We start from the raw sequence: 14,851 nt of genomic DNA on the forward strand, positions 1-14,851 counted from the left end.
AAACCGCGTTACGGCGTTTTTAGAATTGGTTGCCGAACGTGAACTGGATGCGCTCGACGAAGCGGTTGTCGCCCGGCTGCTTACGGAACGGCACCGCGAAGTTGATGATCAGCGGGCCGATCGGCGCCTGCCACTGCAGCGAAAGGCCGGTGGAGGCACGCAGTTCGCTGGCCTTGAAGGCGCCGACGTTCTCGTACACGTTGCCGACGTCCATGAACCACGACACGCGGGCGGTGTTCACGTCCTTCAGGAACGGCAGCGGTAGGAAGACCTGCGCGGTGCCAAGGGTCTTGAACGCGCCACCGACCGGCTGGCCGTAGCTGTAGTAACCGCCCGAGCAGTTGTTCTTCTTGTCCGGCGTGGAGCTGGTGCTGCCGCCATCGCAAAGGCGGGGACCCAGGGTGTTGTCCTGGAAGCCACGCACGTCACGCACGCCACCGGCGTAGTAGTTCTCCCAGAACGGGAACGCCACCTTGTCGCCCTTGTGGTACAGCTCGACGGGCTTGCCATCCGCGTCCAGACGGACCTTGCCAGTGGCAGGATCGATGTCGTAACCAGGGTTGTCGTATGTCTGGCCGTAGGTCTTGCCGTAGCCCACCTGGCCATCGAGGTAGAGCACGAAGCCCTTGCCGATCGGCCAGTAATGGTTGGCTTCGCCGAAGATCTTGTAGTACTGCACGGTGGAGCCCGGCAGCGCGCCCGAGATCGACAGCGAGAGCTGGCCGCCGCGGGTCGGAGCCCAGTAGCTGTTACGCGTATCGTGGGTGTAGCCCAGGCTCGAGGTCCACGAATGGATCGTCTTGTTGCCCAGCGCATCCTGGTAAGCGGTCAGCTGGCGCGGGGTGTAGTAGGAGCTATTGATCAGGTTCGAGCTGATACCCAGGCTGGTCGACAGCGAATCGAAGTCGGTGATCGGGAACGACAGGGTCGTCTCGAACGACTTGGTGCTGTAGGTGTAGTTCGCCAGGTCGGTGTCGCCGTAATCGAGCTTGCTGTAACCGAGGTTATAGCCCAGCGAGATGCCGGAGTCGGTGAGGTACGGGTTCACGTAGCTGGCGTTGACGCGCTTGTAGTACGTGCTGGTTTCCGCGCCGATCGAGAAGCGGTCACCGGTACCCATGAAGTTGTTCTGCGACACCGAGGCCGACAGGATGATGCCGGAGTACTGCGAGTAGCCCACGCCGAACATCAGCGAACCGGCGGACTGTTCTTCCACCTTCGCGGTCAGGTCGACCTGATCGACCGTGCCGGGCACGAGCTGCTTGTCGATATCGACGGTCTTGAAGTAACCGAGGCGCTGCAGGCGGGTCTTCGAACGATCGATCGCGCCCTGCGAGTACCACGCGCCTTCGAGCTGGCGCATTTCGCGGCGGAGCACCTCGTCTTCGGTGCGGGTATTGCCCTGGAACACCACGCGGCGCACGTACACGCGCTTGCCCGGTTCGATAAACAGGGTGAGGTCGGCGGTGCGCTTGTCCTTGTCCAGCTTCGGCACCGGCGTGACCTTGGCGAAGGCATAACCGATGTTGGCGAGGATGGCCTTGATCGCGTCAGACGAGGCTTCGATGGCGGCGCGGTTGAAGGTATCGCCCTTGTGGATGTAGACCAGCTTGCGCAGGGTCTCTTCCGGCAGGATGAGTTCACCCAGCAGCTTCACGTCAGAGACGGTGTAGACCTCGCCTTCCTTCACGCTGGCATCCACGTACATGGCGCGCTTGTCCGGGCTGATTGCCACCTGCGTGGAATCGATGCCGAAATCGGCGTAGCCGCGGTTCATGTAGTAGTTGCTGAGCTTTTCCAGGTCGCCCGAGAGCTTCTCGCGCGAGTACTGGTCATCCTTGGAGTACCAGGACAGCCAGTTGGAGGTGTTCGATTCAAAGCCGTCGCGGATCTGCTTGTCCGTGAACGCCTTGTTGCCAACGACGTTGATCTCCTTGATCTTGGCAGCCTTGCCTTCGCGGATTTCGATATCGATGGCGACGCGGTTGCGATCAAGCTGGGTCACGTGCGGATCGACCGACACGTTGTACTTGCCGCGGTTGTAGTACTGGCGGATGAGTTCCTGCTGGACGCGATCGAGCGACAGGCGATCGAAGGTTTCACCCTCGGCCAGGCCGATCTCCTTCAGGCCCTTGCGCAGGTCGTCTTCCTTGATGTCCTTGTTGCCACGCAAGGTGAGCTTGGCGATAGCCGGGCGCTCGATAACCTTGATGACCAGGATGTCCCCTTCGCGATCGATTTCAACGTCGCTGAAGAACTTGGTCTGGTAAAGGGCGCGAATGGCAGCTTGTGCCTTGTCATCGCTGACGGTGTCGCCCTTCTCGATCGGCAGGTAGCTCAGCACCGTACCCTGCGCAATGCGGGTCAGGCCATCGATACGGATATCGGAAACGACAAACGGCTCGAAGGCAAGCGCATTGGCGGACAGGGAGGCAAGCAGGATCAGGGCGGCGATACGCTTCATCGTCGATTCCAATGGGTTAATTCCAGCCACCGGCGGACGAGGCCGGGGACCGAAGAGGAGCACGTGCCGGACTCATGCCCGGCATCGTCTGGCCGCGAGCGCGCAAGCGCCCGTAGCCGGGGTAAGACAGATGCGCGCTCGTCACGAGACGAGCATTCGCTGGATGTCGTTGAAAAACGCCAACCCCATCAGTGTGAACAGCAAGGCGAGCCCAACGTACTGGCCGGCGATCATGGTGCGTTCGCTGACCGGGCTGCCTTTGACCAACTCAATAAGGTAATACAGCAGGTGTCCCCCGTCCAAGACGGGGATGGGCAGCAGGTTCAAGATCGCAAGACTCAGCGACACCAGGCCCAGGAAGTTGAGGAACCAGCCCAGGCCCTGGTTGGCCGCGCTGTTGGCCACCTGCGCGATGCCGATGACGCCGGAGATATTCTTCGCCGAGGCCTGCCCCGAGAGCATCTTGCCGATCATGCCCAGCGTGGATGTGGTGCCGGTCCATGTGGCATGCAGGGACTCGGTGAAGGCGCGAACCGGCCCATAACGGAGCGTGGCGGCTTCCATCGGCTTGCCCGCGATACCCACCAGCCACCGGGTGGGCTGGCCCTGCTCGGACTTCATGCGTGCCGTGACATCGATCGTGGATGCCTGGCCTTCGCGCTGGATACCAAGGGCCAGTTTGGGCGATTTGGCTGCCTGTTCCTGAACCATCTTGGTGAACGAGGCGAAATCATCCACGGCATTGCCGTTGATGCTGGTGATGCAATCACCGGGACGCAAGCCGGCGAGGGCGGCCGGATCGCCGGGCACCACTTCGCTGATGACCGCCGGCGGCGACTCCAGGTCGAGCCCCAGCTCGTGGTAGCGCTTGCCAGCATCGCCGAAGGCGAGGTTCTGCACCGGGAGCACGACGTTGCGCTCCGCGCCGTCGGTGCCGCGAACGTGCACCGGCACCGGTTCATTGCCAAGCAGGCCGTTGAACAGGACGTCGGTGGCATCGCTCCAGGTGGACACGTTCGTGCCATCGACCGCCAGCAGGCGGTCGCCCGCATGGATGCCGGCCACGGCGGCAGGTGTGCCCGGCGCCGCCGTGATTATGGGGGCCACATCGGGGCGGCCCACCATGTACATGGCCCAGAAGGCCACGATGGTGAATACCAGGTTGAACACCGGGCCCGCCGCAACGATGGCGATGCGCTTCCATACCGACTTGCCCGTGAATTCCTGGGCGCGCTCGCTTTCGGGCACGTCACCCTCGCGGGCGTCCAGCATCTTCACGTAACCGCCCAGCGGGATCGCGGCGATCTGGTATTCGGTGCCGTCCTTCGCGACGCGGCGCCACAGGGGGCGGCCAAAGCCGACGGAGAAGCGCAGCACGCGAACGCCACAGCGCCGCGCGACCCAGTAGTGGCCGAATTCGTGGAAGGTCACCAGGACGCCAAGCGTCACAAGCAGCCAGAACACGGAACCGAGGAATGGGCTCATCTGAGGGGGCGGGTCTCGAAAAAACGTTGGGTGGAACGAGTTTAGCAGTAAGCGCGGTGGAGCACGCCCCGGGCGGCCCGCCGAGCTTCAGCATCACGCTCGACAAGGGTCTGGACATCGACCACGGGATTGGCCGGCAGTTCCTCAAGAACTCTCTCAACCACCTCTGCGATCCCCAGGAAGGGGAGGGTGCCGGCGAGGAAGGCCTCCACCGCCACCTCGTTGGCCGCGTTCAGGATGGCCGTAGCATCCCCGCCAGCGCGCAGGGCGGCAAACGCCAGGGCCAGGCAGCGGAAGGTATCCAGATCGGGCTGCTCGAAGTCCAGCCGCGCGTGGGCGGCCAGGTCGAGCGGCGCCACGCCGGCGTCGATGCGTTCCGGGTAGGCCAGCGCACAGGCGATAGCGGTGCGCATATCCGGGTTGCCCAACTGGGCCAGCACCGAGCCGTCGACATAATCGACCATCGAATGGACCAGGCTTTGCGGATGGACCACCACATCGATGGCATCGGCCGGCGCGCCGAAGAGGTGGTGTGCCTCGATGACCTCCAGGCCCTTGTTCATCAGGGTGGCCGAATCAACCGAGATCTTCCGGCCCATGGACCACTTGGGGTGGGCGCATGCCTCATCGGGCGTGATGGCGCCCAGGTCGGCGCGCTTGCGGCCACGGAACGGCCCACCCGATGCGGTGAGGATGAGGCGGCGCACGCCGGCGCGGCCCAGGGCGGGGCGGCCGCCGGGCAGGCACTGGAAGATGGCGTTGTGTTCGGAATCGACCGGGATAAGGTCGCCGCCGCCTTCGCGCAGCGCCTGGAGCAGCAGTTCGCCGCCCATCACGATGGATTCCTTGTTGGCCAGCAGCAACCGCTTGCCAGCGCGTGCCGCGGCAAGCGTTGAGTCGAGCCCGGCGGCGCCCACGATGGCGGCCACCACGGTATCGCACAGGGGGCCCGCCGCGGCGGCCGTCACGGCATCGGCGCCGGAGGCGACATCGCAGGTGACGCCGGCAGCGGCAAGGCGCCGGGCGAGATCGGCCTCCATGGTCGGATCGGCCACGATCGCGAGATCCGGCCGGAAGCGCTCGCAGAGCTTCGCCAATGCCTCGGTGCCGCGGTTGGCGACGAGTACGCTGGCGCGGAAACGCTCCGGGTGCCGGGCGATGACATCGAGCGTGCTCGTGCCGATCGATCCGGTCGCGCCCAGGACCCCTACCTGGCGAATGGCCATGACTACAGCCCCAGTAGCAGCTTGCCGGCCGCGAAGATCGGCAAGGCTGCGAAGACGCTATCCAGGCGGTCAAGCAGGCCGCCGTGGCCAGGGAACAGGGCTCCCGAATCCTTCACGGAGGCGTGGCGCTTCATCAGGCTTTCGAACAGGTCGCCGACCACCGCCACGGCGACGGTCAGGATGCCAAGGATGACCAGGCCAACCAGCTTGCCGGTGTCCTCCACGCCGAGCATCCAGCCGCCCAGCAGGGCGACGAGGGCGCCAGCCACCAGGGCACCATAGACGCCTGCCCAGGTCTTTCCCGGGGAAATGCGCGGGGCCAGCTTGCGTTTGCCGAAATAGCGGCCGCTGAAATAAGCGCCGGTGTCAGCCGCCCACACGATGACCAGGGCGAGCAGGGTCCACCAGTGGCCGCGGTCACTCGCGTGCAGGTCGGTGGCGGCGGCGAGTGCCGGCACAATCACCAGCAGGCCCGCACCCAGCTTCAGCATGCGGTTTTCGCTGTTGGGCGCGGCCGCGAACGTGAAGTGGCGCAGCCAGAAGCAGCAGCCGATCCACCACGCCACGCCCGCGAACGTCAGTGCGGCAAGCAGGCCGTGCGTGCGCACGAGCAGCAGGACGGCCACGACGGCGGCAGCCACTGCCGCCACGACGCCACGACCGACGGCCGTACGAAAGCCTGCCAGCTGGGCCCATTCCCATGCGGCCCCGACGAATACGATCGCGACCAGCGTGGCGAAGAACCCCGTGGGCGGCAGCAGGATAAGGGCGAGTACAACCGGAAGGAGGATCGCCGCGGTGATGATGCGTTGTTTCAGCATGGGGGTCCGGCGTTAGCTCGTGGCGACCTGTTCGCCGGTGCGGCCATAACGGCGCTCGCGGCGGGCGTAGTCATCCAGCGCTTCGGAAAGGCAGGCGTGGTCGACGTCGGGCCAGAGGGTGTCGGTGAAATAGAGCTCGGCATAAGCAAGCTGCCAGAGCAGGAAGTTGCTGACCCGGCGTTCCCCACCCGTGCGGATGAACAGGTCGAGCGGCGGCTGGTCGGCAAGGCAGGTGTACGTGTGCAGGCGTTGCTCGTCGAGTTCTGCGGCGCTGAACTCGCCACGGGCGATCGCTTCCGCGGCCAGGCGTGCGGCGTTGGCGATATCCCAACGGCCACCGTAATTCACGGCGACGTTCATGTTCAGCGCGGTATTGCCGGATGTGCGTTCCATGGCGCCGAGCATGCGCGCGCGCAGTTCGGGGGCGAAGGCATCCAGATTCCCGACGAAGCGAATGCGAACGCCATTGCCGTGCAGTTCGTCCACTTCGCGGTCGATCGCCTTCAGGAACAGCTCCATGAGTGCCGAGACCTCGCCCTCGGGGCGGGCCCAGTTCTCACTGGAGAACGCGAACAGGGTCAGTGAAGCGACGCCACGGCGCAGGCAGAACTCGACGGCCTCACGCACGGCCTTCTGGCCGGCGTGGTGGCCGAACGTGCGCGGGCGCAGGCGCTTCTTCGCCCAGCGGCCGTTGCCATCCATGACGATGGCGATGTGGCGGGGAACCCGGGGCTCGGGTTTCGCTGCCATGGGCGCAGGACCGATGGCGCGTCAGAGCGCCATCAGCTCCTTTTCCTTTTCCTTGACCACGTCATCCACTTCCTTCACGAACTTGTCGGTCAGCTTCTGGATGTCGTCATCGGCGCGCTTCTTGTCATCTTCCGTGACCGCCTTGTCCTTCAGGAGCTTGTCGATGTGCTGGATGGCGTCGCGGCGCACGTTGCGGATGGCGATCTTGGCCTGCTCGCCTTCCTTCGCCACGCTCTTGGCGAGCTCCTTGCGGCGCTCCTCGGTCGGCGGCGGGAAATTCAGGCGGATATCCATGCCCATCGTGGTGGGCGTGATACCGAGATCGGACGCCATGATGGCCTTCTCGATGGGGCCGATCATGGCCTTGTCGAACGGCTTGACCGAGAGCGAACGCGCATCGGGCGTGGTCACGTTGGCGACCTGCGAGAGCGGGGTATCCGTGCCGTAATAGGGCACCTTGATGTTATCGAGGATCGACGGGTTGGCGCGACCGGTGCGGATCGACTTCAGGTCGTGCTTGAGCGAATCGATGCTCTTGCCCATGCGGGTCTCAGCATCTTTCTTGATGTCATTGATCATGGGCGGTATTTCCGTGGATCAGGTCAGCAGGCGAGTATAGCAAAGCGCGCGGTGGGGCCGTGCCGCACCGCGCCAGGGGCCGGGGATGGGGCTTACCCGGCGTCGACGAGGGTGCCGACGGGCTCGCCTTGCATGATTTTCATCAGGTTGCCCGGTTCGGTCATGTCGTAGATGCGCAGGGGCAGCTTGTTTTCGCGGCAGAGGGCGATGGCGGCGGTATCCATGACCTCGAGGCGGCGCTCGATCACCTGGTTGTAGGTGAGGTGTTCGTAGCGGGTGGCATCGGCCACGCGCTTGGGGTCGGCGCTGTAGACGCCATCGACCTTGGTGGCCTTGAGCAGGAGATCGGCGCCGACTTCGACGGCGCGCAGGGCGGCGGCGGAATCGGTGGTGAAGAAGGGGTTGCCGATGCCGGCGGCGAACAGGGCAACGCGGCCCTTTTCAAGATGACGGATGGCGCGACGGCGGATGAAATCCTCGCAGACCTCGTTGATCTTGATGGCGCTCATGGTGCGGGCTTCGCCGCCGAGCTTTTCGATGGCGTCCTGCATGGCGAGGGCGTTCATGACCGTGGCCAGCATGCCCATGTGGTCGCCGGTGACGCGGTCCATGCCGGATGCAGCGAGGCCGGCGCCACGGAAGATGTTGCCGCCACCGATGACGACGCCAACCTGGACGCCTGCGGCGATGACTTCGAGGATTTCCTTGGCGAGGCGGCCGATGACCTTGGGATCGATACCATAGTCTTCGCTGCCCATGAGGGCTTCACCGGAGAGCTTGAGCAGGATTCGGCGGTGTTTCAGCGGGGTGCTCATGGGGGGTCTCCAGATTGTGTGGGGCAAAACAGGCGTAGTGTAGCGTGCGTTCTTTGTTACAGGTACGTGAAAAATGTCGCGGGCGTGACGATTCGCGCTTGCGCTATGGAATCGGTTCATTCCCCCGGGTGAATGAACCGCATAAAAAAAGGCCGCGATTGCTCGCGGCCTTTTTCGTCAGCGGGGTGGGGTGGCTTACGCCAGGCCCGCCTGCTTCATCACTTCGGCGGCGAAATCGTCCACCACCTTCTCGATGCCTTCGCCAACAGCCAGGCGTTCGACAGCCACGATCTCGGCGCCGCCCTTCTTCAGGACTTCGGCGACGGTCAGGTCGGTGTCGATCACGTAGGCCTGGCCCACGAGGGTCACGTCGGCCAGGATCTTGTTGACCTTGCCCGAAACGATCTTCTCGAGGATTTCCGCCGGCTTCTGCTTTTCCTTGTCCGACATCTTCGACAGCTCGATTTCCTTTTCCTTCTCGAGGAAATCAGCCGGGACGTCCTCGACCTTGATGAACTTGGGGTTCATCGCGGCCACGTGCATGGCGATACCCTTGGCCAGCTCTTCCGAGCCGCCCTTGAGCGACACCAGCACGCCAATGCGGCCACCGTGCGAGTACGCGCCGATCGGGCCGTCATTCTCGATGCGGGCCATGCGGCGCACGTCGAACTTCTCACCGATGGTGAGGGTGAGCGACTTGGCGGTGTCTTCCACGGTGGAGTCGCCGAGCTTGGCGGCCTTCAGCGTGTCGATATCCTTGGCGCCGGTCTCGAGGGCAACGTTGGCGACATCCTTGGTGAACTGGATGAACTGCTCGTTGCGCGAGGAGAAATCGGTTTCGCTGTTCACTTCGACCAGGACGGCAACGCCGGCCTTCTGGGCGACGGCGATGAGGCCTTCAGCGGCAACGCGGTCGGCCTTCTTGTCGGCCTTGGCGGCACCGCTCTTGCGCAGTGCTTCCATTGCCGCTTCGATATCGCCGTTGTTTTCGACGAGTGCCTTCTTGCACTCCATCATGCCGACGCCAGAGCGCTCGCGCAGGTCCTTGACGAGGCTTGCGGTGATCTCAGCCATGGTAGTTCCTCAATGGTTTTGAAGGGCGCCGCGGCGGGTTTGCCGCGGCGCCGGGTGATGCTTTGGACAGGGCGGGGCGCTTAGGCGCGACCGCGACCACCGTCACGGCCGCCTTCGCGACGCGGGGCACCCTTCTTGGCCGGTGCGCCACGGTCGTTGCGACGCTCGCCACGCGGGGCTTCGTCCTTCGCGACCGGGTTGCCTTCCTCGTCCAGCTCGACGAACTCGTTGGCATCGCCGCGGGCGGCGTGCTGCGGAGCGGCGGCCTTGCCTTCCAGGATGGAATCGGCAGCGGCGCGGGCGTACAGCTGGATGGCGCGGATGGCGTCGTCGTTACCCGGGATGGCGTAGTCGACGAGGGCCGGGTCGTAGTTGGTATCGACAACGGCGACGACCGGGATGCCCAGCTTGCGGGCTTCCTGCACGGCGATGTCTTCGTGGCCGATGTCCACGATGAACAGCGCGTCCGGCAGACGGTTCATGTCCTTGATGCCGCCGAGCGAGTTCTGCAGCTTGTCGCGCTCGCGACGACGGGCCAGCACTTCGTGCTTGACCAGGCGATCGAACGAACCGTCGGTTTCGGCGGCTTCGAGTTCCTTCAGGCGGGCAACCGACTGCTTCACGGTGCGGAAGTTGGTCAGCATGCCGCCGAGCCAGCGGGCGGTGACGAACGGCTGGTTGGCGCGGCCGGCTTCTTCAGCCAGGGCTTCGCGGGCCGAACGCTTGGTGCCGACGAACAGGATGGTGCCGCCCTTCTGGGCCAGGCCCGAGAGGAAGTTCATCGCGTCATTGAAGAGCGGAAGGGTCTTCTCGAGGTTGATGATGTGGATCTTGCCGCGGGCGCCGAAGATGTACGGAGCCATCTTGGGGTTCCAGTAGCGGGTCTGGTGGCCGAAATGGACGCCGGCTTCCAGCATCTCGCGCATGGTGACTTGTGCCATGGAATTACTCCTGGGCGAACCGCACTGAAGGCGGTTCTATGGGGGTTGGGACCTCCACGCATCCCCGGCTTCGACCCGGTCCTTGCCACGGAGCCTTTCGCTCGTCGATGGCGGGACAGGGCACCCCGAAGGCGGTGCCGATGCGTGTGTGGCGTTAAAAGCAATTGCCTTGCGCCGGGGCCAATGGTGGCGCCGTGCGGTTACAATTGCGCATGTCGTTTCGCTCCCGTGGCCACGCATTGGTGGCTTCGCCGGGCAGCAAAACTCGCTAATTGTAGCCTCTGGCCCCGGCGCACCGCAAGCGATGGGGCTGGAAATCCGCCGGGGGCGCCGCCACGTGGGTGGAAGGCCCATCCCCCTGAGGGCAAAGGAAAAAGAGAGAGACACCATGGCAGTCGTACCGAAGACCCCCGAAGAGATCCAGGCCATGCGCGAGGCCGGCCGCCTGGCCGCCGAAGTGCTGGCCATGCTGGTGCCCCACGTGAAGCCGGGCGTTACCACAGAAGAACTGGACCGCCTGGCCCACGACCACATCGTGAACGTACAGAAGGCTATCCCGGCCAACGTCGGCTACCGGGGCTTCCCGAAAACCGTGTGTACCTCGGTCAACCATGTGATTTGCCACGGTATTCCTACCGATACCAAGGTCCTGAAGGACGGCGACATCATCAATATCGATGTCACCGTGATCAAGGATGGCTGGCATGGCGATACCAGCCGCATGTATTTCGTAGGCACGCCGAGCGTGTTGGCCAAGCGCCTGGTCGATACCACCTTCGAGGCCATGATGAAGGGTATCGAGGCCGTGAAGCCGGGCGCCACGCTGGGTGACGTGGGCGCGGCGATCCAGAAGCATGCCGAGGCCGCCGGGTTCTCGGTGGTCCGCGAGTACTGCGGCCACGGGATCGGCAAGGTCTACCACGATGAGCCGCAGGTGCTGCACTACGGCCGCGCCGGCACGGGCCTGGAGCTGAAGCCCGGCATGACTTTCACGGTCGAGCCGATGATCAACGCCGGCAAGCCACACACCAAGTCGCTGCCCGATGGCTGGACGGTGGTCACCAAGGATCACTCGCTCTCGGCCCAGTGGGAGCACACCGTGGCCGTCACGGAAGATGGCTTCGAAATCCTGACACCCTGGCCGGACGCCGCCTGACGATCCTTGCGCCCCCTGCGCCCTGGCGGCGCGTGGGGCGCCCAAACACGCGCCTAGGGGCCCCGACGTGACGCTTCCCCCGCTTCCACGCCTGCCCGCCGTCGTTCCGCGCTCGGGTGTCTCACCCGAGGCACGCCGCTCATTGCGCCAACTGCTCGGTGATGCCGACCGCGCGCTGGATACCGCCTTCCGTGAAGGCGAGGATGCCTCCGCGCTGGCCCGGCGCCGGGCCGAAATCGTTGAAAAGGTGGTGGTGCACGCCTGGGGCGCCTGTCTTGGCGATATGGCGGCCGCTGCCCTGTTTGCCGTGGGCGGGTTCGGTCGCGGCATGCTCTTCCCCTGTTCGGATGTAGACCTGCTCGCCATGGTGGGCGAGAGTTCGCCCGCCCTGTACCGGGCGCTGGAACACTTCTTTGCCTGCCTGTGGGATATCGGGCTGAAGCCGGGCCACGCGGTGCGAACCGTGGAGCAGTGTCGTGACCTGGCCGCCCGCGACGCGAGCGTGTTCACCAGCCTGCTGGATGGCCGCCGCCTTGCCGGCTGGCCTATCCTGGCCGAGCAGCTGCGCGGCATCCTGGATGACCCGGCCCTGTGGCCGCCGCGCAAATACCTTGCTGCACGCCTGGCCGAGCGCGATGCGCGGCACGCCCGGTACGACGACACCGCGCAGAACCTGGAGCCAAACCTGAAGGATGGCCCGGGTGGCCTGCGCACGCTTGATGCGTTGCGCTGGCTGGGCCGCCGCCTGGCCAATGCGCCCGACTTCGATGCGATGGTTGCGGAAGGGCTTCTGGAGCCCGTGGAAGCGGCGAACCTCAGCCGCGCCGAAGCCACGTTGCGCCGCTATCGGTACGCACTGCACCTGGAAGCGGGGCGTGCGGAAGAGCGGCTGTTGTTCGACTACCAGCGCGCCCTGGCCGAGCGGCTGGGGTTCGAGGACGAGCACGCGAAGAACCTCGGGGTCGAGCAGTTCATGCAGGGGTATTACCGCGCCGCCACGCAGATCGAACGCTCCGGTACGCAGCTGGTCGAGCGTTTCGAGGAGATGCTTGATCCGACCACCGAGCCGGAACCCGTGGGCAGCGACTACGTGCGCTACGGCGCACGCATCGCTTTACGTAATCCCCATCTCTTTGTGCGCAGGCCGGCTGCGCTGGTCGAAATCTTCATTGCACGCCTTGATGAACCCGGCATCACGGGGTTCACGGCGGAAACCATGCGGCGAATCCAGCATGCGGTTTCCCTGCATGGCGAGGGCCTGGCCGATGACCAGGCCGTGCTCGATGCCTTTCTCGCATTGCTGCGCCGGGGTGCTCCCGCGGTGGATGCGCTGTGGCGCATGAACCGCCATGGCCTTCTGGCCGCCATCCTGCCGGCGTTCGGCAAAGTGGTCGGGCGCATGCAGTACGACCTGTTCCACGTCTATACGGTGGATGAGCACACGTTGCGCGTGCTCCGTAACGTGGCGCGCTTTGCCGATCCCGCCGCTCGCCGCGATTTCCCGGTCGGTTGCGAGATCTGGCCGCATATCGAGCGCCCGGAGCTCATGCTGCTGGCGGCGCTGTTCCACGATATCGCCAAAGGCCGCGGTGGCGACCACTCCGCGCTTGGCGAAGAAGATGCACGCGCCTTCTGCACCCGCCTCGGGCTTCCCGAGGAGCAGGTGGAACTGGTCGCCTGGCTGGTCCGCCAGCACCTGCTGATGAGTACGACCGCGCAACGGCAGGACATCACCGATCCCGATGTCGTTCATCGTTTTGCCAGCGTGGTCGGGGATTGGGAGCACCTGGATCACCTGTACCTGCTGACCATCGCCGACATCATCGGGACAAGCCCCAAGCTGTGGAACGCCTGGAAGGACCGCCTGCTGGCCGATCTGTACACCGCCACGCGTTTCGCCCTGCGTGGTGATGTCAGCCATGCCGCCATCGTCGGTTCGCGCGTGCGCGAGTGCCGTGAGCGCGCGCTCGGTATGTTGGTTGCGGAGCACTTCGCCGCCGATGACATCGCGAAGGTGTGGGCCGAATTCCCGGACCTGAGCTTCCTGCGCCACCGGCCCGAGCAGGTGGCCTGGCAAACCGCCGCGATCCTTCGTGCCGGGGGCGTTACGCCGCTTGTTGAAGTGCACCCGTTCTCGGTCCGCGGCAGCACGGAATTGTTCGTCTATACGCCCGATCGCGATGGCCTGTTCGCCACCGTGACGGCCGTCCTCGACCGGCTGCGCTTCTCCGTCGTCGAAGCCCGCATCCTCGTATCGAATACAGGTATGGCGCTGGATACGTTCCTCCTGCTGGAATCGGATACCCAGGCGCCGGCAACCCTGCAGCGTGCAGAGGAGTTGCGCCTGCGCCTGATGCGCGCACTGGACCACCCCGAGGGGCATAGTGCGCCCAAGCGTGGTATCTCGCGCCACCTGCGCCATTTCCAGATGCCGCCACGCATTGCCTTCAACCCGATTGGCGAACGCACGCAGCTTTCGCTCGTGTGCACCGACCGGCCCGGCCTGCTGGCGGCGGTGTCGCAGGCGCTGGCCGAAGCGGAGGTGCGCGTGCATGATGCGCGTATCGCTACGTTCGGCGAGCGCGTCGAAGATTTCTTCCAGCTCACCGACCGAAGCAATGCGCCGCTATCGCCCGAGCGCCAGGACATCCTGCGCGAGTGCCTGCTGCGCCACATCGGTTTCGAAACCCCCAGGACTACCCTTGATGCAAATGCAAACGCTTGAATCCGTGATCGAGGACGCCTTTGAGCGTCGCGCCGACCTGACCCAGACCGAAATCGAAAGCGGCCTGCGCGATACCGTCGACCAGGTGCTGAACCTGCTCGAATCCGGCGAGCGCCGCGTGGCCGAACCGGATGGCAAGGGCGGCTGGGTCACCCACGCGTGGCTGAAGAAGGCCGTGCTGCTGTACTTCCGTATGAACGGCAACCGCGTGATGGATGGTGGCTCGTCCAGCGCTTTCGACAAGGTGCCCCTGCGTTTTACCGATGGTGATGCGACCGAGTACGCCAACCTCGGTGCCCGCGTGGTACCAGGTGCGCTGGTGCGCCGTGGCGCCCACATCGCGAAGGACGCGGTGCTGATGCCGAGCTACACCAATATCGGTGCCTATGTGGGCGCGGGCACGATGGTCGATACCTGGGCCACGGTCGGTTCCTGTGCGCAGATCGGTGCTGGCGTACACCTTTCCGGCGGCGTCGGCATCGGTGGCGTGCTCGAGCCGCTGCAGGCCAACCCCACGATCATTGAAGATAACTGCTTCATCGGCGCGCGCTCGGAAGTGGTCGAGGGCGTCATCGTCGAGAAGGGTTCGGTGATCGGCATGGGCGTGTTCCTGGGCCAATCCACGCGCATTTATAACCGCTCGACCGGTGAAATCAGCTACGGCCGCGTGCCCGCGGGCAGCGTCGTCGTCGCAGGGAGCCTGCCGGCAAAGGATGGCAGCCACAGCCTGTACGCCGCGATCATCGTGAAGCAGGTGGACGAGAAGACCCGCTCCAAGACCGGTATCAACGAACTGCTGCGTAGCGGTGACTGAC

12 protein-coding genes are annotated in these 14,851 nt (G+C 64.8%); 3 read left to right on the forward strand and 9 right to left on the reverse strand.

Features of this window, described 5'->3' with window-relative positions:
- Positions 1 to 19: 19 nt before the first annotated feature.
- From bamA to rpsB, 9 genes are all read right to left on the reverse strand, one after another.
- Positions 20 to 2,464, reverse strand: coding sequence for an outer membrane protein assembly factor BamA (bamA, locus tag ABIE56_RS20295; RefSeq protein WP_429245617.1), 2,445 nt, complete (start codon positions 2,462 to 2,464; stop codon positions 20 to 22).
- Positions 2,465 to 2,605: 141 nt separating this feature from the next.
- Entirely contained in the window at positions 2,606 to 3,949 is a 1,344-nt protein-coding gene (gene rseP, locus ABIE56_RS20300; RefSeq protein ID WP_429245618.1) for an RIP metalloprotease RseP, read from the reverse strand.
- Positions 3,950 to 3,990: 41 nt separating this feature from the next.
- Entirely contained in the window at positions 3,991 to 5,169 is a 1,179-nt protein-coding gene (locus tag ABIE56_RS20305) for a 1-deoxy-D-xylulose-5-phosphate reductoisomerase (RefSeq protein ID WP_429245670.1), read from the reverse strand.
- Positions 5,170 to 5,177: 8 nt separating this feature from the next.
- Entirely contained in the window at positions 5,178 to 5,996 is an 819-nt protein-coding gene (locus ABIE56_RS20310; protein WP_429245619.1) for a phosphatidate cytidylyltransferase, read from the reverse strand.
- 12 nt (positions 5,997 to 6,008) lie between these two features.
- Positions 6,009 to 6,746 (reverse strand): polyprenyl diphosphate synthase, encoded by a 738-nt coding sequence (gene uppS / locus ABIE56_RS20315; protein ID WP_429245620.1) that lies wholly within the window; start codon positions 6,744 to 6,746, stop codon positions 6,009 to 6,011.
- A gap of 21 nt (positions 6,747 to 6,767) precedes the next feature.
- Complete coding sequence (frr, locus tag ABIE56_RS20320; RefSeq protein ID WP_247428959.1) at positions 6,768 to 7,325, reverse strand: ribosome recycling factor; 558 nt, start codon at positions 7,323 to 7,325, stop codon at positions 6,768 to 6,770.
- Between the two features lie 92 nt (positions 7,326 to 7,417).
- Positions 7,418 to 8,140 (reverse strand): UMP kinase, encoded by a 723-nt coding sequence (gene pyrH, locus ABIE56_RS20325; RefSeq protein WP_429245621.1) that lies wholly within the window; start codon positions 8,138 to 8,140, stop codon positions 7,418 to 7,420.
- Positions 8,141 to 8,335: 195 nt separating this feature from the next.
- Positions 8,336 to 9,214, reverse strand: a complete 879-nt coding sequence (gene tsf, locus ABIE56_RS20330) for a translation elongation factor Ts (RefSeq protein WP_429245622.1) — start codon at positions 9,212 to 9,214, stop codon at positions 8,336 to 8,338.
- Positions 9,215 to 9,294: 80 nt separating this feature from the next.
- Positions 9,295 to 10,155: a 30S ribosomal protein S2 gene (rpsB, locus tag ABIE56_RS20335; RefSeq protein ID WP_429245623.1), complete on the reverse strand. Its 861-nt coding sequence runs from the start codon at positions 10,153 to 10,155 to the stop codon at positions 9,295 to 9,297.
- A gap of 388 nt (positions 10,156 to 10,543) precedes the next feature.
- Here rpsB and map point away from each other — a divergent pair, with 388 nt between their 5' ends.
- The 3 genes from map (at position 10,544) to dapD (ending at position 14,850) form a co-directional block, all read left to right on the forward strand.
- The gene (gene map, locus ABIE56_RS20340; protein WP_429245624.1) at positions 10,544 to 11,311 is read left to right on the forward strand and encodes a type I methionyl aminopeptidase; all 768 of its coding nucleotides are present in this window, start codon (positions 10,544 to 10,546) and stop codon (positions 11,309 to 11,311) included.
- A 67-nt stretch (positions 11,312 to 11,378) separates the two neighbouring features.
- Positions 11,379 to 14,036 (forward strand): [protein-PII] uridylyltransferase, encoded by a 2,658-nt coding sequence (gene glnD, locus ABIE56_RS20345; protein ID WP_429245625.1) that lies wholly within the window; start codon positions 11,379 to 11,381, stop codon positions 14,034 to 14,036.
- On the forward strand, positions 14,023 to 14,850 hold the full coding sequence (gene dapD / locus ABIE56_RS20350; protein WP_429245671.1) for a 2,3,4,5-tetrahydropyridine-2,6-dicarboxylate N-succinyltransferase: 828 nt from the start codon (positions 14,023 to 14,025) through the stop codon (positions 14,848 to 14,850). The genes glnD and dapD overlap by 14 nt, the downstream gene beginning before the upstream one ends.
- The last annotated feature ends 1 nt before the right edge of the window (position 14,851 follow it).

Source organism: Luteibacter sp. 621 (assembly GCF_050435445.1).
Lineage (GTDB): Bacteria > Pseudomonadota > Gammaproteobacteria > Xanthomonadales > Rhodanobacteraceae > Luteibacter.

Bases quoted from the DNA above. Each gene is read 5' to 3' on its own strand.
- tsf (WP_429245622.1), bottom strand. From the start codon at position 9,214: ATGGCTGAGATCACCGCAAGCCTCGTCAAGGACCTGCGCGAGCGCTCT.
- map (WP_429245624.1), top strand. From the start codon at position 10,544: ATGGCAGTCGTACCGAAGACCCCCGAAGAGATCCAGGCCATGCGCGAG.
- pyrH (WP_429245621.1), bottom strand. From the start codon at position 8,140: ATGAGCACCCCGCTGAAACACCGCCGAATCCTGCTCAAGCTCTCCGGT.
- ABIE56_RS20310 (WP_429245619.1), bottom strand. From the start codon at position 5,996: ATGCTGAAACAACGCATCATCACCGCGGCGATCCTCCTTCCGGTTGTA.
- rseP (WP_429245618.1), bottom strand. From the start codon at position 3,949: ATGAGCCCATTCCTCGGTTCCGTGTTCTGGCTGCTTGTGACGCTTGGC.
- frr (WP_247428959.1), bottom strand. From the start codon at position 7,325: ATGATCAATGACATCAAGAAAGATGCTGAGACCCGCATGGGCAAGAGC.
- rpsB (WP_429245623.1), bottom strand. From the start codon at position 10,155: ATGGCACAAGTCACCATGCGCGAGATGCTGGAAGCCGGCGTCCATTTC.
- dapD (WP_429245671.1), top strand. From the start codon at position 14,023: ATGCAAACGCTTGAATCCGTGATCGAGGACGCCTTTGAGCGTCGCGCC.
- uppS (WP_429245620.1), bottom strand. From the start codon at position 6,746: ATGGCAGCGAAACCCGAGCCCCGGGTTCCCCGCCACATCGCCATCGTC.
- bamA (WP_429245617.1), bottom strand. From the start codon at position 2,464: ATGAAGCGTATCGCCGCCCTGATCCTGCTTGCCTCCCTGTCCGCCAAT.